The organism is Oerskovia sp. Root918 (assembly GCF_001428945.1).
Lineage (GTDB): Bacteria > Actinomycetota > Actinomycetes > Actinomycetales > Cellulomonadaceae > Oerskovia > Oerskovia enterophila.
In genome coordinates this window covers 698,159-715,791 of sequence record NZ_LMJG01000001.1, presented here as the reverse complement: position 1 = coordinate 715,791, position 17,633 = coordinate 698,159, and the positions used below count along the sequence as shown (strand labels likewise).

Annotated in this window: 13 protein-coding genes; 2 read left to right on the top strand and 11 right to left on the bottom strand. The window is 73.7% G+C overall.

Annotated features, from left to right (window positions below; translation table 11 throughout):
• Window positions 1-46: 46 nt before the first annotated feature.
• Window positions 47-547: a MarR family winged helix-turn-helix transcriptional regulator gene (locus tag ASE27_RS03045; RefSeq protein ID WP_056645596.1), complete on the top strand. Its 501-nt coding sequence runs from the start codon at window positions 47-49 to the stop codon at window positions 545-547.
• Between the two features lie 74 nt (window positions 548-621).
• On the opposite strand, the gene ASE27_RS03040 is transcribed toward ASE27_RS03045, so the two are convergent.
• The 9 genes from ASE27_RS03040 to ASE27_RS03000 form a co-directional block, all read right to left on the bottom strand.
• On the bottom strand, window positions 622-2,514 hold the full coding sequence (locus ASE27_RS03040; protein ID WP_056645594.1) for an ABC-F family ATP-binding cassette domain-containing protein: 1,893 nt from the start codon (window positions 2,512-2,514) through the stop codon (window positions 622-624).
• 170 nt (window positions 2,515-2,684) lie between these two features.
• Window positions 2,685-3,623, bottom strand: a complete 939-nt coding sequence (locus tag ASE27_RS03035) for a 4-(cytidine 5'-diphospho)-2-C-methyl-D-erythritol kinase (RefSeq protein ID WP_056645590.1) — start codon at window positions 3,621-3,623, stop codon at window positions 2,685-2,687.
• Window positions 3,620-4,540, bottom strand: a complete 921-nt coding sequence (rsmA, locus tag ASE27_RS03030; RefSeq protein WP_056645587.1) for a 16S rRNA (adenine(1518)-N(6)/adenine(1519)-N(6))-dimethyltransferase RsmA — start codon at window positions 4,538-4,540, stop codon at window positions 3,620-3,622. Before rsmA ends, ASE27_RS03035 begins: the two co-directional genes overlap by 4 nt.
• Before the next feature lie 112 nt (window positions 4,541-4,652).
• Window positions 4,653-5,963: a ubiquitin-like domain-containing protein gene (locus tag ASE27_RS03025; RefSeq protein WP_235535331.1), complete on the bottom strand. Its 1,311-nt coding sequence runs from the start codon at window positions 5,961-5,963 to the stop codon at window positions 4,653-4,655.
• A gap of 440 nt (window positions 5,964-6,403) precedes the next feature.
• A complete protein-coding gene (locus tag ASE27_RS03020; RefSeq protein ID WP_304438311.1) occupies window positions 6,404-7,708 on the bottom strand; it encodes a resuscitation-promoting factor in 1,305 nt (434 codons plus the stop codon).
• Between the two features lie 390 nt (window positions 7,709-8,098).
• Window positions 8,099-9,259: a ubiquitin-like domain-containing protein gene (locus tag ASE27_RS03015; protein WP_082608536.1), complete on the bottom strand. Its 1,161-nt coding sequence runs from the start codon at window positions 9,257-9,259 to the stop codon at window positions 8,099-8,101.
• Between the two features lie 185 nt (window positions 9,260-9,444).
• Window positions 9,445-10,374, bottom strand: coding sequence for a TatD family hydrolase (locus ASE27_RS03010; RefSeq protein ID WP_056645579.1), 930 nt, complete (start codon window positions 10,372-10,374; stop codon window positions 9,445-9,447).
• Between the two features lie 2 nt (window positions 10,375-10,376).
• The gene (gene metG, locus ASE27_RS03005; protein ID WP_157257353.1) at window positions 10,377-12,023 is read right to left on the bottom strand and encodes a methionine--tRNA ligase; all 1,647 of its coding nucleotides are present in this window, start codon (window positions 12,021-12,023) and stop codon (window positions 10,377-10,379) included.
• An 81-nt stretch (window positions 12,024-12,104) separates the two neighbouring features.
• Window positions 12,105-13,337, bottom strand: coding sequence for a sorbosone dehydrogenase family protein (locus ASE27_RS03000; RefSeq protein ID WP_056646623.1), 1,233 nt, complete (start codon window positions 13,335-13,337; stop codon window positions 12,105-12,107).
• Window positions 13,338-13,533: 196 nt separating this feature from the next.
• Here ASE27_RS03000 and ASE27_RS02995 point away from each other — a divergent pair, with 196 nt between their 5' ends.
• Window positions 13,534-14,397 (top strand): helix-turn-helix domain-containing protein, encoded by an 864-nt coding sequence (locus ASE27_RS02995; protein WP_056645572.1) that lies wholly within the window; start codon window positions 13,534-13,536, stop codon window positions 14,395-14,397.
• A 21-nt stretch (window positions 14,398-14,418) separates the two neighbouring features.
• Here ASE27_RS02995 and ASE27_RS02990 read toward each other — a convergent pair whose 3' ends face one another.
• Together ASE27_RS02990 and ASE27_RS02985 are read right to left on the bottom strand one after the other, a co-directional pair.
• Window positions 14,419-15,342 carry a hypothetical protein gene (locus ASE27_RS02990; RefSeq protein WP_056645569.1) on the bottom strand — a complete coding sequence of 308 codons (924 nt, stop codon included), beginning with the start codon at window positions 15,340-15,342 and terminating at the stop codon, window positions 14,419-14,421.
• Window positions 15,339-17,480: an alpha-galactosidase gene (locus ASE27_RS02985; protein WP_056645566.1), complete on the bottom strand. Its 2,142-nt coding sequence runs from the start codon at window positions 17,478-17,480 to the stop codon at window positions 15,339-15,341. Before ASE27_RS02985 ends, ASE27_RS02990 begins: the two co-directional genes overlap by 4 nt.
• Window positions 17,481-17,633: the final 153 nt, after the last annotated feature.

The window sequence follows — 17,633 nt, the reverse complement described above, 5'->3', positions numbered from 1 at the left end:
CCCGTCAAGACTCTTGATGTCGAGGAATGTCGAGTAGCCTCACGTCATGCAGCACCCGCACCCGGACGAGGTCGACCGCATCGTCGACGCCTGGCAGCGCGAGCGTCCGGACCTGGACGTCGAGCCGCTCACCGTGTTCTCCCGCGTCAGCCGGCTGGCCCGGCACCTGGACCTCGCGCGCCGCAGCGCGTTCGCGCGCGGGCACCTGGAGACCTGGGAGTTCGACGTGCTGTCCGCGCTGCGCCGGGCGGGCGAGCCGTACCGCCTGTCCCCCGGCGCGCTCATCACGCAGACGCTCGTCACGAGCGGCACCATGACCAACCGGATCGACCGCCTCGAGGCCCGCGGCCTGGTGCAGCGTCACCGCTCCCCCGACGACCGGCGCGGCGTGCTCGTCGAGCTCACGCCCGAGGGCCTCGAGCGTGTCGACGCCGCCATGTCCGACCTGCTGGCGGTCGAGCGCGAGGTCCTCGCGGCGCTCGAGCCGGCAGACCGGCTCGGCCTGGCGAACCTGCTGCGCACGGTCGTGGGCCAGTTCGAGGCGTGACCGCCTCCCGCTGAGCGCGGAGCCCGTGCGAGGGACGCCGGGCGCGTCTCGCACGGGCTCCGCGGTGCGCGAGGTCAGTCGAGCAGCTCGGCCGCTTCCATCCACTCGGTCTCGAGCGTCTCCTTCTCGTCCGCGAGCTCCCGGAGCTGCTTGTCGAGGTCGAGGATCGCCGCGTGGTCGGTCGCCTGGGCCGCCATTTTGTCGTGCAGGCGTGCCTCCAGCTCGGCGATCTTGGACAGGCGTCGCTCGATGCGACCGATCTCCTTCTTCGCGGCGCGCACGTCCGCGCCTGAGGGGGCGGGCTGGGCGTCCGTCGCGTCGCCGCTGCTCCCCGTGCCCGACGACGACGCACCGCCCTCGCCGGCCGTCGCGCCCGCGCGCGTGCCTCCCACCCGAGACGATCCCGCTGCCGCGGCGATCATGGCCTTGCGCAGCGCGAGGTACTCCTCGACACCACCCGGCAGGTCGCGGATGGTCCCGTCGCCCAGCAGCGCGACCTCGCGGTCGCAGACCCGCTCGAGCAGGTAGCGGTCGTGCGAGACCACGACGAGCGTCCCGGGCCAGCCGTCGAGGAGGTCCTCGATGGCAGCCAGGGTGTCGGTGTCGAGGTCGTTGGTGGGCTCGTCGAGCAGCAGCACGTTGGGCTCGCCGACGAGCAGGCGCAGGAGCTGCAGGCGCCGACGCTCACCTCCGGACAGGTCGCGGACCAGGGTCTGCGAGCGCTCGCGCGTGAACCCGAGCCGCTCGACGAGCTGCGCGGCAGTGAGCTCCTTGCCGTCGACCGCGACCGTGCGCTTCTCCTGCTCGATGACCTCCACGACCCGCAGGCCGCCGATCGCGTCGAGCTCGTCGATGTCCTGCGTGAGCTCGGCGACGTGGATCGTCTTGCCGCGCTTGACCGTGCCCTCGTTCGGCGCGAGGCGTCCGGCGAGCAGGCGCAGGAGCGTCGTCTTGCCCGCACCGTTGACCCCGACCACGCCGTAGCGGTCGCCGGGGCCCAGGCGCCAGGTCACGTCGTCGAACAGGACCTTCTCCGCAGCATCGGGATCCCCGTCGCGAGCCGGCATGCGGACCGTGACGTCCTCGAGGTCCAGCACGTCCTTGCCCAGGCGGCGCGTGGCCATGCGCGTGAGCTCGAGCGTGTCACGCGGGTTCGGCTCGTCGGCGATGAGCGCGGCGGCCGCGTCGAGCCGGAACTTGGGCTTGGACGTGCGCGCGGGGGCGCCGCGGCGCAGCCAGGCCAGCTCCTTGCGGAGCAGGTTGTTGCGCTTCTCGGCCGTCACCGCGGCGGTGCGGGCCCGCTCGGCGCGAGCCAGGACGTAGGCCGCGTACCCGCCCTCGTACCCCTCGACCGCGCCCGACCCGTCGCCCGTGACCTCCCACATGCGCGTGCACACCGCGTCGAGGAACCAGCGGTCGTGCGTCACGACCACGAGCGCCCCCCGGGCACCGGGGCGCGCGTACCGCGCCTGCAGGTGCTCGGCGAGCCACGCGACGCCCTCGACGTCGAGGTGGTTGGTGGGCTCGTCGAGGAACAGCACGTCGTGGTCGGCGACCAGCAGGGCCGCGAGGGCCACGCGGCGACGCTGCCCGCCCGAGAGCGTGTTCGCCGGGGCGTCGAGGTCCAGGTCGCCGAGGAGGCCCGCGTGGACCGCACGGATGCCCGCGTCCCCCGCCCAGGTGTGCTCGGCCGACTCGCCGTGGACCAGGTCGCGGATGCTCGTCCCCGCGGGCGACTCGTCGCGCTGGTCGAGCATGCCGATCCGCAGCCCGCCCACCCGGGTGACGCGTCCGGCGTCGGGCACGGCGGTCCCCGCGAGGAGACGCAGCAGCGTCGACTTCCCGGCCCCGTTGGGGCCGACGACGCCCACGCGGTCGCCGTCGTCGAGGCCCAGGCTCACGCCGTCGAGCAGGGTGCGGGTGCCGACGACGAGACGGATGTCGTCGGCGCCGAGGAGGTGTGCCATGAGTTCCTTCGAGAGGGTGGAAGTGCCTTAGCGAGGATACGCGCCGGGCATCGGGGGCCGGGACGCCGGGGAGGCACCGACGCGTACCGGCCACCGCGCCCCGGGACGGGCCGCCGGCCGAGGACTGCCTCCGGTCGCACCGAGCGACCGGCTGCGCCGAGCGCGAGCCGTCAGGAAGCCAGGACGCGCGCGCCCGACGTCGGACCCGTGGCGCAGTGCACCGAGTCGGCGACGCCCGCGGCCGTCCAGGAGGCCGCGATCGCGAGCGCGTGCTGCCTGCTGCGGGCCAGCGCCGCGACCGTGGGGCCCGAGCCCGAGACGATCACGCCGAGCGCTCCCACCTCGTGCGCGACCTCGAGCGTCCGGCCGAGCTCGGGGGCCATGGCGAGCGCCGCGGCCTCGAGGTCGTTGTGCAGCGCGCGGCCCAGCCCCACGGGGTCCCCCGCGCGCAGTGCCTGCATGAGCTCGGTGTCGTCCGACAGCTCGACGTCGGGGGTCCCACCCACGACCTCGTCGAACGTCTGGAACACCTTGGCGGTCGACAGGCCCTCGTCCCGGACCGCGAACGCCCAGTGGAACTCGCCCCGGGCCATCGCGGGGGTCAGCAGGTGCCCTCGCCCGGTCCCGACGGCCGTGTGCCCCACGAGCCCGAACGGCACGTCCGAGCCGAGCCCGGCCGCGAGGTCCGACAGCTCGGCCCGCGACAGCCCCGTCTCCCAGAGCAGGTCGCACGCCACGAGCGCCGCTGCGGCGTCGGCCGAACCGCCGGCCATGCCGCCCGCGACGGGGACCCCCTTGTGGATGTGGAGCCGGACGTCCGCGTCCACGCCCGTGTACCGGGCCAGGGACTCGGCGGCCCGCCACGCCAGGTTGGTCTCGTCGACCGGGACCCGCTCGGCCTGCGCCCCCGAGACCGTCAGGGACAGTCCCGCACCGGGGGTCTCGAGCGTCGCCGTGACCTCCTCGACGAGCGAGACCGCCTGGAAGATCGTCACGAGCGGGTGGTAGCCGTCCTCCTGACGTGCCCCGACGCGCAGCGACAGGTTGACCTTCCCGGGCGCCCGGACCCGGACGGACACCGGAGGCGCGGCGGACAGGTGGGGGCTCACGCGTCCACTGTGCCAGGTCGTTCCGGGTGCTCGCCTGCGGAAGCGGCGGCCTCGGCCTGCACGAGCGGGAGCTGCTCCGCGATGCGCGCGAACTCCTCGACCGTGAGCCGCTCGCCGCGCGCCGTGGGGTCGACGCCCGCGCGCTCGAGAGCCTCGACCGCCGCGGCCGACGAGCCCGCGATCCCCGCGAGGGCCGAGCGGAGCATCTTGCGACGCTGCGCGAAGGCCGCGTCGACGACCGCGAAGACCTCCTCGCGCGTCGCCGTCGTGGTCGGAGGCTCACGGCGGTCGAGCGCCACGAGCGCGGAGTCGACGTTCGGTACGGGCCAGAACACGCTGCGCCCCACGGTCCCGGCACGGTGGGCCGAGGCGTACCAGGCGGCCTTGACCGACGGCACGCCGTACGTGCGGCTCCCGGGCGGGGCGGCGAGCCGGTCCGCGACCTCGGCCTGGACCATGACCAGGACGCGCTCGAGCGAGTCGAAGCGCTCGAGGAAGGTCAGCAGGACAGGGACGGCCACGTTGTAGGGCAGGTTCGCGACGAGCGCCGTAGGCGCCTCGCCCGGCAGCTCCGTGACCTCGAGCGCGTCCGCGGCCACGACCGTCAGGCGCTCGGCGGCGTCGGGCTGGTGCACGGCCACGGTCGCGGCGAGCTGCTGCGCCAGGGGTGGGTCGATCTCGACCGCGACGACGCTCGCCCCTACCTCGAGCAGGCCCAGCGTGAGCGAACCGAGGCCCGGACCGACCTCGACCACCCGGTCCCCCGCGCCGATGCCGGCGGTCCGGACGATCTTGCGGACGGTCCCGCCGTCGTGCACGAAGTTCTGCCCGAGGGTCTTGGTGGGCCGCACGCCCAGACGCCCCGCCAGGTCGCGGATCTGTGCCGGACCGAGCAGGGCGTTGGGGGTGTCGTTCATGCGGGGAAGCCTACCGGTTGGACCGGTGCCGGCCGCCGCGAGCGGTGCTCGCGGCTCAGCGCCTTGACGGTCGCCAGGGCAGGCTCAGCGCTTGACGATCGCCAGGGCAGCCTCAGTACCAGTTGCTCGCCTGCGAGTGGCCCCACGCAGCGCACGGCGTGCCGTAGCTGCCTGCGATGTAGTTGAGGCCCCAGGTGATCTGGGTCGCGGGGTTGGTCCGCCAGTCGGCCCCGGCGCTCGCCATCTTGGAGGCGGGCAGGGACTGCGGGATCCCGAACGCGCCCGACGACGGGTTCGTGGCCGAGGAGTTCCAGTTGCTCTCCTTGGTCCAGAGCTTGTCGAGGCACGCGAACTGGTCGCTGCCCCAGCCACGGGCTGCGACGAGCTGTCGCCCGACCTCGCGCGCGGAACCGGCCGCTGCCGGGCCGCTGGGACGCTCCTTGGTGCCCTGCACCACGATCTTGGCGACCGGCTCGGACGTGACGCCGTCCGAGACGACCTCGCGGGACTCCTCGACGCCGTCGACCGTGGTCACGCGCTCGACGAGCGTGTGCACGCCCTCGACGCCCTCCTGGGCGACGGTCGGGGCTTCGTCCTTGTAGACGTTGCCGTCCTCCTGGACCGTGGTCTCGAACGCGATCGGGGTCGCGGTCGGCAGGTCCGTGACGACCACGCGGTGGACGACGAGGGACACCGCAGGGTCCGCCGTGGCGTCGCGGGCGACCGAGACGCGGTCGTGCTCGCCCAGGACGATGCCCTGCTGCTCGAGGATCGCGTCCACACCGATGGACCCGTCAGGGGCCGTCCTGGTCACGCCGTCCGCCACGACGGCGACGGGCCCGTCCGCGTCGAGGCGGACGCCGAGCTCGGCGCGGCCGTCAGCCGCAGAGCGCGACGCGACCAGGCGCACGTCGCCGCCGCGCGCGGCGAGCGTCTCGAGCGCCTCGTCGGCGTCGAGCGCGGTGAGCCACACGTCGCTCTGGGCACCGTCGGTCTGCACGGTCACCTGACGCCCGTAGCGCACGACGACGTCGGCACCGTTCTTGAGGGGCGCGTCGGCGGCCGGTGCGATCAGGTCGCGATCGGTCACGCGCACGCCCTCCTCGGCGAGGAGGCCCTCGACCGAGCCTGCGTACGTGCTGACCGTGGTCGTGTTGCCGTCGACGTCGAGCTCGACGGTCTTCTTGGCGCTGCCGTAGGCGACTGCTCCGGTCGCGACGAGCGCGACGGCCGTCGCGCCCGCGACGAGGGGCCAGCGGCGGCGCTTGGTGGCTGTGGGGGCGGAGGCCTGCGCCTCGACGCCGTGGGAGGAGAGGCTGTCGGGGGACGTCACGTCGGAGGCGGCGGGGCGCGCGCTGCGCGCGCCGGTGATGCTGCGGAAGGGGTTCTTCACTCGGGTCCAGTCGTCGTGCTGTCCGGGCACGGGGGGTCGAGGCGCGCGCTGCGGCGCCACCCTGGTCAGCGCACGGCGCGAGGCGACGGGGTGCTCCAGGGGTTCGACCAGCCGATCCGGCGGTCCAGGGTGTCGGGTCCTGGGTGTGCACCCTGCCGACACGGCGCCCGCGCTCCGATCACACCGAGGTGACTTCTGCACGCGGGACACTCGACCGTAACCGACTCGTTATCGATCACCAAGTCGGTTCCGCCCGCTCGCGACCCACGTCACAGGACGATCCGAGCACACCCGGACAGACCCGGACGTCGCGCCCGACGCGCGTCTCTCGTCCGCGCAGACACCGGGTGGGCAGCCGGCGGGCAACCGGCGGGCACAGGAAAAGGGTGTGGCCCACGGCTCGCGCCGTGGGCCACACCCCTCGTTCGTCCGACCTCAGCCCGTGGCCGCGGTCAGGATGCCAGGGCCGCTCAGAGCAGGCCGAGCTTCCGGGCGCACCCGGGCCACTGACCCCAGCCCGAGCGGGCCTGGAGCGCCTGCGCACGCTGCGTCTGCTCCGCGGCCGACGCGTCGGACGGGAGGCCGGAGCCACCCATCGCACGCCAGGTGGTGGCCGAGAACTGGTAGAGGCCGTAGTAGCCGTTGCCCGTGTTCGTCGCGGGGTTGCCGCCCGACTCGCACTTGGCCAGCGCGGCCCAGACGTCGCCGCCGACCGTGCTCGGTGCCGCCGCGGCCGGTGCGCTCGCCTTGGGGGCAGGGGCAGCGGCAGCGGCCTTCGGGGCAGCCGCAGCAGCCTTCGGGGCAGCCTTGGGCCGCTCCTTGGTGCCCTGCACGACGATCTTGGCGACCGGCTCGGACGTGACGCCGTCCGAGACGACCTCGCGGGACTCCTCGACGCCGTCGACCGTGGTCACGTTCTCGACCTTGGTCGAGGCGCCCTCGACGCCCTCCTGCTTGACGACCGGGGCGAGGTCCGCGAAACGGTTCGCGTCCTGCTCGGTGACCGTCTCGAACGGGATGGGCGTGACGGTCGGCGCCTCGGTCACGGCGACACGCTGGACGACCAGCGAGACCGCAGGCACGTCCGACGTCTCCTCGGCCGTGCGGGCCACGGAGACGCGGTCGAGCTCGCCCAGGGCCACGCCCTGCTGGTCGAGGATCGCGTTCACGCCGATGCTGCCGTCGGGGGCCGTCCTGGTCTCGCCGTCCGCGACGACGTTGACGGGTCCGTCCGCGTCGAGACGCAGCGAGAGCGCGGCACGGCCGTCGGCTCCTGAGCGCGAGGCGACGAGACGCACGTCGCTCCCGCGGTCCGCGAGGGTCTCGAGCGCCTCGTCGGCGTCGAGCGCGGTGAGCCACACGTCGCTCTGGGCACCGTCGGTCTGGACGGTCACCTGACGCCCGTAGCGCACGACGACGTCGGCGCCGTTCTTGAGGGGCGCGTCGGCCCCGGGGGCGATCAGGTCGCGGTCGGTCACGCGCACGTCCTGCTCGTCGAGGAGGCCCTCGATCGAGCCCGCGAACGTCGAGACCGTGGTGATGTTGCCGTCGACGTCGAGCTGGACGGTCTTCTTGGCGCTGCCGTAGGCGACTGCTCCGGTCGCGACGAGCGCGATGGCCGTCGCACCGGCGATCAGGGGCCAGCGGCGGCGCTTGGTGGCTGTGGGGGCGGAGGCCTGTGCCTCGACGCCGTCGAGAGGAGAAGGGGTCTGGGGGGTGTTGGCTGCGCTGTCGGCGCTGGCCGCGTGAGCGGTCCGGTCAATGGGGTTGGTCACTCGAGTCCAGTCGTCGAGCCTCCCGGGCACGGACTTCGGACGGCGCAGCGCGCCACCGACGGCCCTGGGCTCAAAGGAGCGTCGGGGCGGGCGTCCGAGGACGTCCTACCGCTGGTTCCGAACGACCGATCCGGCTGTCGTCTACCACCGACGGACCACTTCTCGGGCCGACAGCAGGACGCGCACCCTCCGTCCGTCTCGCCCCCGGTGATGAGCGGGTGGCGGCAGGGCGGGCTGCAGTGCGCGACAGTTGACCGTAACCGATCCGTTATCGAGTGCCAACCCCGTCCGGGCCCGACGCCGCCGTCCTGTCCGGTTTTCTCCACCTATGTCGGGGCCCGGAACGACCCAGCGGAGAGAACCCTCACAGGGTCTTCGCACGGCCCGTGCTCAGTACCAGCCCTTGGCCTGCGAGTGGCTCCAGGCGCCGCACGGGGTGCCGTAGCGACCCTCGATGTACCCGAGCCCCCACGTGATCTGGGTGGCCGGGTTGGTCCGCCAGTCGGCTCCGGCGCTGGCCATCTTGGAGCCCGGGAGCGCCTGCGGGATCCCGTAGGCGCCGCTCGACCTGTTCTCCGCGGTCGCGTTCCACCTGCTCTCCTTCATCCAGAGCAGGTCGAGGCACGCGAACTGGTCGTCGCCCCAGCCGCGCTGCGCCGCGAGGGACTTGGCGATCGCCTTGGACGACCCCGGGTCGACCTTGATGGTCGACGGGTCGAGCGAACCGACCACGACGACCTCGGTCCGCGGCTCGCGCGTCACCGTCCGGTCGACCACGGTCCGCGAGACCTCGGTGCCACCGACGGTCTGGATGGCGTAGGTCGTCACGGCCTCGCCGACCTTGCCCGACGTACGGACCTTGCGCTGCCCCTGCGGGAGGTAGGGGTCCTTGACCTCCTCGGTCTCGAACGGGAGGGTCTCCGTGACCGTCGCCGCACCGCTCGCTGCGCGCGTGACGAGCACGAGCATGCCGTCGACCGCGGCGGCGCCGAGCGGGACCGACGCCGCGTCGCCCACCGACAGGGTGATCCCCGCGTGCTCCAGGACCCCCTCGACCGACGCCTCGGAGGTCGTGGCGGTCACGATCGCCCCGTCCACGGCGACGTGGACGGTCTTGAGGGTCGAGACCCGGATCTGCTCGCGACCGAGCGACTGCGAGCGCGACGCCGAGGTCATGGCCCCCTCGGCACGTGGACCGAGGGCCGTGAGCAGCTCACCGACCGTGCGGGCCGTCGTGACGAACGTCTGCGGCTTCCCGTCGAGCTCGAGCGAGATCTCGCGGCTCGTGCGGACGACGATGGTGCCGCCGTCGGTCGCCCGCTCGTCCGCCGCGGGTTCCACGAGGTCGGAGTCCTTGATCGCGACGTCCTGGAAGTCGAGCAGGTCGCCGACGGTCGAGCCGTACGCGCTGACCGTGCGGACCTCGCCGTCGACGTCGAGGACCACGGACTTGTGGGCGAGCGCGAAGACTCCGGTCGTCCCGACCACGGTCGCCAGGATCGCCGCCTGCGCGACCAGGCGCCACCTACCCGTCAGGGAGCTCCTGCGCACCCCGTCGCCACCGACCACGTGACCTTCCGTTCCTGTCTCGACCTGCGTCCGGTGACGCTTCCGGCATCACGGACAAGCAGACCGTAGTGGAAACGTGACCTTCGGGGGAAGCCCGTCCGGCGCGTCGGCCACGACGCACCGCACGGCGGGGGGAACGGGGACTCGTCAGGCCGTCGCCCGAGCCGTCACCAGGGGCCGTAGACCTGCTCGGCGGTCTCGCTCAGCCGCGCGCAGACCTGCTCGATCCCGGTCCCGGTCACCTCGGCCACCTTCCGCACGGTGTGGGGCAGGAGGTAGGGCGCGTTGGGCCGTCCTCGGTAGGGGTGCGGCGTCAGGTAGGGCGCGTCGGTCTCGACCAGCACCTGGCCCAGGGGCACGGCCGCGAGAGCCGCGCGCAGCTCGTCGTTGGCACCGAACGTCACGGGTCCCGCGAACGACAGGTACCAGCCCTGCGCGGCGCACAGCCTCGCCATCTCGGCGTCGCCCGAGAAGCAGTGGAAGACCGTCCGCTCGGGGGCGCCGTCGGCGAGGAGGACCTCGATGACCTCCGCGTGCGCGTCGCGGTCGTGGATCTGGAGCGGGAGCCCGAGCTCCTTGGCGAGCGCGACGTGCGCGCGGAACGACTCCCGCTGGACGGCCGCGCCCTGCGGGCCGGTGCGGAAGAGGTCCATGCCCGTCTCGCCGATCGCCCGGATGCGGTCGTTGCCGCGCGCGATCGCGGCGATCTCCGCGATCGCGTCGTCGAGCCCGACGGCGTGACGCGCCTCGGGGGTCGGGGTCAGCCCGTCGGGGCCCACCTCGGTCACGCCCGCGTGCAGGGTCGCCTCGTTGGGGTGGATCGCGATCGCCCCGAGGAGCGCCCGGTGCTCACGCACCAGGGCGCCCGTCAGCCGGGCCGAGGGCAGGTCGCAGCCGACCTGGACCATGCGGTCCACGCCGACCCGGGCCGCGTCCTCGATGTGCTGCGCGACCGTCGGGACCGGGAGGGGGCGCCCCTCCTCGTCGACGTCGGGCAGGACGCCGGCGATCGACTCGAGGTGCGTGTGGTCGTCGACCACGGGCAGCGGCAACGCCTCGGGGGCGGGCGGCCACCCGCGCTCGCGCTTGCGAGCCATGGTCAGGCGCCCTCGACGACCGGGTCCTCGAGCCGCGGGAACAGCGACGCGCCCTTGGTGACCGTGGTCCCCGCGGGCAGCATGCCGAAACGTGCGGCGCCGTCGACCGGCTGGACCGCGAGCGCACCGAGCGGCGCCTCGGCGCCCAGCGACTCCCACAGCGCCTGGGCGGCCTTCGGGGTGATCGGGTGCAGCAGCACCGCGAGCGAGCGCAGGGCCTCGGCGGCCGTGACGAGCACCGTGGCGAGGCGCCCCTCCTGGATCCAGGTGGCATCGGGCGCCGTGCCGTCACGTTCCTCGTCGAGCTTGGCGACCTTCCAGGGCTCCTGCTCGGTGAGGTACAGGTTCGTGGCGTCCACGAGCGTCCACACCGCGTTGATGGCCTCGTGGATCGCGAGCGCGTCGATCGCCTTCTCGGCGGCCTCGACCGCCTGCGCGGCGACCTGCTCGAGCGCCTGCTCGGCCGGCCCGGCGGGGCCCGCCTGCGGGAGCACGCCGCCGTAGTACTTGCCGACCATGGCCGCGACGCGCGAGGCCAGGTTGCCGAACCCGTTCGCGAGCTCGGCGTTGTAGCGCGCCGAGAGGTCCTCCCACGAGAACGACCCGTCCTGGCCGAACGCGATCGCGCGCATGAAGTAGTAGCGGAACGCGTCGGAACCGAAGTGGTCGATGATCTGGCTCGGCGCGATGCCCGTGAGCTTCGACTTGCTCATCTTCTCGCCGCCGACCAGGAGCCAGCCGTGCGCGAACACGGTCTTGGGCAGGGGCAGGCCCGCGGCCATGAGCATCGCGGGCCAGATCACCGCGTGGAAGCGCAGGATGTCCTTGCCGACCAGGTGCACGCTCGCGGGCCACGTGGCCGCGAACTTGGCCTGCTGCTCGGGGTCGTCGCTGTCCAGCCCGACGGCGGTCGCGTAGTTGAGCAGCGCGTCGAACCACACGTAGAGCACGTGCGTGGTGTCCCACGGGATGGGGATGCCCCAGTCGAACGTGTTGCGCGAGATCGAGAGGTCCTGCAGGCCGCCCTTGACGAACGCGAGCACCTCGTTGCGGGCGCTGGCCGGCTGGACGAACTCGGGGTGCGCCTCGTAGAGCGCGAGCAGGCGGTCCTGGTACGCGCTCATCTTGAAGAAGTAGTTCTGCTCGGAGAGCATCTCCACGGGCTTGCTGTGGATGGGGCAGAGCTTCTGGCCCTCGTACTCGCCCGTGCCGTCGATCAGGTCGCCCGGGAGCTTGTACTCCTCGCAGCCCACGCAGTACGGGCCCTCGTACGAGCCCGCGTAGATCTCGCCCTTGGTGTACAAGTCCTGGATGAAGGCCTGTACACGCTCGGTGTGGCGGGGCTGCGTGGTGCGGATGAAGTCGTCGTTGAGCGCGTCGAGCGTGTGCAGCACGGGCTTCCACGAGCTCTCGACCAGGCGGTCCGCCCACTCCTGGGGGGTCACGCCGTTGGCCTCGGCCGTGCGCATGACCTTCTGCCCGTGCTCGTCCGTCCCCGTCAGGAACCAGACCGGCTCCTGGCGCTGGCGGTGCCAGCGGGTGACGACGTCGGCCGCGACCGTCGTGTACGCGTGCCCGATGTGCGGGGCGTCGTTCACGTAGTAGATCGGGGTGGTGAGGTAGAAGGTCTCCGGGGCTGCGTCAGGCATGGTCCTCATGGTAGTTGGCCGGACCCCGCCGGTGCGCCGCCGTCCGAGCAGCCTGCCGAGGGCGACCGGACCGGGCCGCCGTCAGCCCGTCGTCAGGTCGACGCGCAGCAGATGGTCGTCGCCCGGGACGGGACTCCCCCGCCCGTCGGTCTCGTTCGTCAGGACGAGCAGCGACGTCCCGCCCTCGGTGTCGCCGGCGCTCTCGGGAGCCACGACGACCGCACGCAGCCGCCCCCACTCCCCCGTGAGCAGCGCCTGGGGCGCGCCGAACGCGGCGGGCGAGGCTCCGCCGTCGGGCACCGGGCTCGCCTCGCCCTCCCCCGCCGCGCCGCCCGCGAACGGGACGCGCCACAGGCGCTCCCCGCGCAGCCCCGCGACGTACACGGCGTCCGCGGCGACCGCGAGGCCGCTGGGGCTCGCGTCCGACGTGGGCCACGTCGCGACCGGGTCGACGAACGCCGTGCCGTCCGCGGCGGCCGCCTCGCCGAGCGTCCCCTCGCGGTCCGGCCAGCCGTAGTTGCCGCCCGGGACGATCACGTTGAGCTCGTCGAGCGTGCTCTGGCCGAACTCGCTCGCGAACATCCGGCCCGAGGCGTCCCATCCCAGGCCCTGGACGTTGCGGTGCCCCAGGCTCCACACGCGCGAGCCGTCAGGGTTGCCGGGCGCGGCCTCGCCGTCGAGCCCGACCCGCAGGATCTTTCCCGCGAGCGAGCCCGGGTCCTGCGCGGCCCCCGACGTGGTCGCGTCCCCGGTCGCGACGTAGAGGAAGCCGTCGGGGCCGAACGAGACCTGGCCGCCGTTGTGGTTGCTCCCCTTCGGGATGCCCTCGAGCACGGTCGTGAGCGCACCCAGGCGAGCCTCGTCCACGTCGAGGCGTCCCCGCAGCACCTCGTTGCCGGCCTCGCCCGTCCGGTAGACCACGACGGTCCCGTCCTCGGCGAACGTCGGCGCGACCGCGACGCCCAGCAGACCCCCCTCGCCACCGTGGTCGGTCCCCGACGCGAGCTCGTCGGCCCCCTCGCCCGTGATCGCCGTGACGCCGGCGGTCCCCGGGTCGAGGAGGCTGACCGTCCCCTCGTCGCGCGACGTGCTCAGGAGACGGCCGTCCGGGAGCGCCGCGAGCCCCCACGGCGAGGGCAGGTCGTCGATCAGGGACGTCGCGTTCGCGCGGACGGTCGGGACGTCCGGGGCGGGCTCGACGACCTGGCCGTCGGCGGCGGGGCTCGGGGTGGGGACGGGCCCGTCTGAGCATGCCCCCGCGAGCAGCACCGCGAGGACGACGAGCGTCCCTGGCAGCGAGCGCGCTGTGCGCATCGGAACCTCCCTGAACCCGAAGATGCTCAGGCTCATCGTCGCAGCGATCGCCCACGGCGTCACGCTGGTTATCGCGCGCGTCGACCGCTACCAGCAGCCCCCGGGGACACGCCCCTGCCCCCGCCGCACCCGGCAGAGCCGCCGGAGGACGCACCGGCCTGACAAGCCTCCGGCCCGCAGGCCCGATACTCAGGGCATGACGATGCAGGAGGGCTTCCACAACCAGCGCCTGAGCGTCCTTCCCCGGTCGGTCGTGAAGGACGCCCTGGGGCGACGGCTGCTCCGGCACCTGGTCGTGACCCACGCGGGCTACTACCCGCGGGCCGAGACGCACCTCATGGAGCGCCCCGGCGGCGCTCCCGAGACGATCCTGCTCGTGTGCACGGACGGGACGGGGTTCGTCGAGATGCTCGGGCAGCAGCACCGGCTCGGCGCAGGGCACGCGGTCGTGATCCCGAGCGGCGTCCCGCACGTCTACGGCACGGCGCCCGACCGCCCGTGGTCCATCTGGTGGTGCCACCTCCAGGGCTCCGACGTCGGCGAGCTCCTGTCGGCGGGAGAGCTCGACGCCCTGCGCCCGCTCGTGGTGCTGCGCAACGTCGAGCGGGTCGTGGCGCTGCTCGACGAGATCCTCACCACCCTGGAGCGCGACCACGCGCCCGTCCGGCTCCTCGCGACGACCGCTGCCGCGTGGCGGTTGCTCGCCCAGCTCGCGGTCGACCGGCTCGAACCGGCGCCGGGCGACCCGCTGGAACGGGCCATGGACTACGTGAAGGACCGGGTCGACGGCCCCCTGCGCGTCCCCGAGCTGGCCGCGATGGTCGGGGTCTCGCCCTCACGCCTGGGCGCGCTCTTCCGTCGGGCGACCGGAGGTGGCGTCATCGCGTACCAGACCTCGCTGCGGATGGCGCGGGCCCGGCACCTGCTCGACACGACCGCCGCCCCGGTCAAGGCGGTCGCGGACGAGATCGGCTACGACGACCCCTACTACTTCTCGCGCCTGTTCCGGCGGATCCACGACGTGAGCCCGACCGAGTACCGGCGGCGCGTCAAGGGCTGACCCGGGCACCGTCGCGAGCGGTCACCCCGCGGGGACGCGCTCCTCGTCCTCGATCCCCCAGCGCACGGTCCAGCTCTCGCCGGCGGCGATCCACCGCAGGCCGTGCCCCGAGCGCAGGGCGTCGGGCGGCGCGGTCATCGGCTCGATCGCGATCGCCGCGGGGCGCCCGGGCATCAGGTCGGTGACGTAGAGCTGGACGTAGCCGAACACCTCGTCCGCCCAGAGCACCGTGCGCCGGCCCGTCGCGTCGGCCAGGACGTGCCGGGCACGCCCGCCCCGCGTCGCGAGCCCCGTCAGGCACGCGTGCGGCACGGCGTCCCGGACGACGACGCCGTCGCGCAGGTCGTGCGGGGTCCCCGCGGTCCCGAAGGCCCCTCGCGGGATGCCGTCGCCGTCGAGGGCGAGAGCCGCGCCCGCGTCGATCGTGACGACCAGGTCCTCGACCGGGGTCTCGCCGCAGCGCAGGTACGGGTGCGCCCCGATCGCGACGGGCGCGCGGCCCGACGGCGCCACGTTCGTCGTCGTGCACCTCACCTCGACCCCGGCCGGGGTCAGCGAGTACGCCACCTCGACGTCGAGGTCGAACGGGTACCCGGGAGCGTGCCGGATCCCCGACGTGAGCGACACGGCGGTCGCGCTCTGCCGAGCGACGTCCCACCGGACGCCGCTCAGCAGACCGTGGAGCGCGTGTCCCGTCGCGGGCTCGCTCACCTCGAGCCGCTCGACCACTCCGCCGTTGGTCCACGTCGCACCCTCGACCCTGTTGGGCCAGGGGACGAGCGTCGCCCCCGCGGCGAGCGGCGGGCGGGCCGCACCCGCGACCGGCTCCACGAGGTGGTGGCCGCCGACGTCGAGCCCGACGAGGCTCGCACCCCACACCGACACCGCACCGCCGACCGCCCCCCGCGAGAGCCGCAGGGTGCCGTGGTCGAGCAGATCGGTCACTCGGCCACCAGGTGCCACAGGACCCCGCGGTCCGGGTCGAGCGACGGGGCCTCGAGCCCGACCTGGGCCAGCACGACGCCCGGGAGGACGACGCCCTCCTCGGCCGCGGTCCACGGAGGCAGCACCCCCGTACCGGACCGTTCGACGGGGCTGACCTGGCGGACCCGGTAGCGGCGCCCCGGGTCGAGCCCCGGCACGGTGACGCGTCCGGGGGGCCAGGTGATCGGCCGGTCGACCACCGCGAGCTGGAAGATCGCCTCGCGACGGTCGATCGCGACGACGCCCTCCAGGCGCAGCGCGGGGTCCCCGAGGTCCGCGTGGACCACGTCGCCCGAGTGCAGCAGGGCCCGGTGCGCCGTGTGGAACGCCACCCAGGCCCGGACCTCGTCGAGCTCGTCCGGGGAGGCCTCGAGAAGGTTCACCTCGAGCCCCAGGTGCCCCCACAGCGCGACCTGCGCCCGGAAGTCGAGCGGGTGGACACGGTGCGTGGTGTGCGACTCGCGCGCGCCGATGTGCGTCCCCTGGAGCTCCGGCGGCACGAGCAGCCGGGTCCAGCGCTGGATCTCGAGCCGGTCGTGCGGGTCGTTGCAGTCCGAGGCCCAGACCCGGTCGGTGAGCTGGAGCACCCCGAGGTCCACGCGGCCGCCGCCGCTCGCGCAGGACTCGATCTCCAGGTCCGGGTGCCGCTCCTTGAGCTCGGCCATCAGCGCGTAGGCGGCCAGGGTCTGCCCCCGGACCCCCGCCACGCCCGTGGGCGTGTGCCCGGCGTCGAGCAGGTACCGGTTGTGGTCCCACTTCACGTACGCGACGCCCAGGCGGTCGACGACCTCGGACATCGCGTCCCGGACGTGGCGGTAGGCCCCGGGGTGGGTCAGGTCGAGGACGTGCTGGTAGCGCGAGGCCATGCCCGGGCCGTGCCCGGCGTCGAAGAGCCACTCGGGGTGGTTCCGCGCGAGGTCGGAGTCGAGGTTGACCATCTCGGGCTCGAACCAGATCCCGAAGTCCATGCCCAGCTCGCGCACACGCTCGGCGAGCGCGTCGATCCCGTCGGGCCAGACCGTCGAGTCCACCGTCCAGTCGCCGAGCGACGTGGTGTCGTCGCGGCGACCGGTGAACCAGCCGTCGTCGAGGACGAACCGTTCCACGCCGACCGCCGCACCGGCCTCGGCCAGGCGTTCGAGCGTCGCGAGGTCGTGCTGGAAGTAGACGGCCTCCCAGGTGTTGAGCACCACGGGCCGCGGGGAGCGGGGATGCGTCGGACGCGACCGCATCCAGCGGTGCACCCGGTGCGAGAGGTCGTCGAGGCCCTCGCCCCACGAGCCGTAGAGCCACGGGGTCGTGCTCGTCGCTCCCGGTTCGACGACCAGCTCACCCGGCCACGGGAGCTCACCTCCCGAGAGCCGGCGGCTCCCGGCCGGGGTGCGCTCCGCGGCGAGCGCGTGGTTGCCGCTCCAGCCCAGGTGGACGCCCCACACCCGCCCTGCCCGGTTGGCGAAGCCCTGCTCGCCCGCGAGCATCATGAAGGCGTGCTCGAGCCCCGGCTTGCCGCCCCGGGCCTCGCGCACCCAGGAACCGACGTCGAAGGGACGTCGCTGCGGGACCCGCTCGAGCGCCCAGCGTCCGGCCAGGTCGCACAGCTCGGTCGCGGTCGACGGGACCGGCAGGCCCAGCTCGAGCGCGCGGACCTCGTAGGGCTCGTCGCCCACGTTCCCCACCTCGGCCCGGACGCGGACCAGCCCCGACGCGAGGACCTCGAGCTCGACGCCCAGCGTGAGGGCGTAGGCGACGTCGGACGAGGCGACCCGCAGGCGCTCGGCGTCGTCCGCCCGCTCGACCACGACGTCGTCGACCACGAACACCGGCGCCCAGTGGGCGCCCGCACGGTCGCCCACGACGCCCGGCCTCCCGAGCCACCCCTCGGCGAGCTGCGCCACGACCGGCACCGGCTGGGGGTACGTCACGGCCGAGTCGCCGATCGCGGGCGACGCCGTGGTCTCCATGGTCGCGAGGTCGGCGTCGGTCAGGTCGCCGAGGTCGGGCCCCCAGTGGAGGATGCGCGGCAGCCGCGCGCCGCTCGTCGTCACGACGAGGCTCGTCCCGCCTCCTCGGAGGTGGACGACTGAGGTCTCGACGGTCATCTGCACTTTCCCTTCACACCGCTGGTCGGGGTCATCCTGCCCCCACGCTAGGTGGGGGGCGAGGAGTGCCTGCTGGAGGATTCCGCCGTGCTCATGGACGATTCGACCGGCCTTGCCACCACCGGGTCCAGCAGGCGGCCAGGGCCGTGCAGG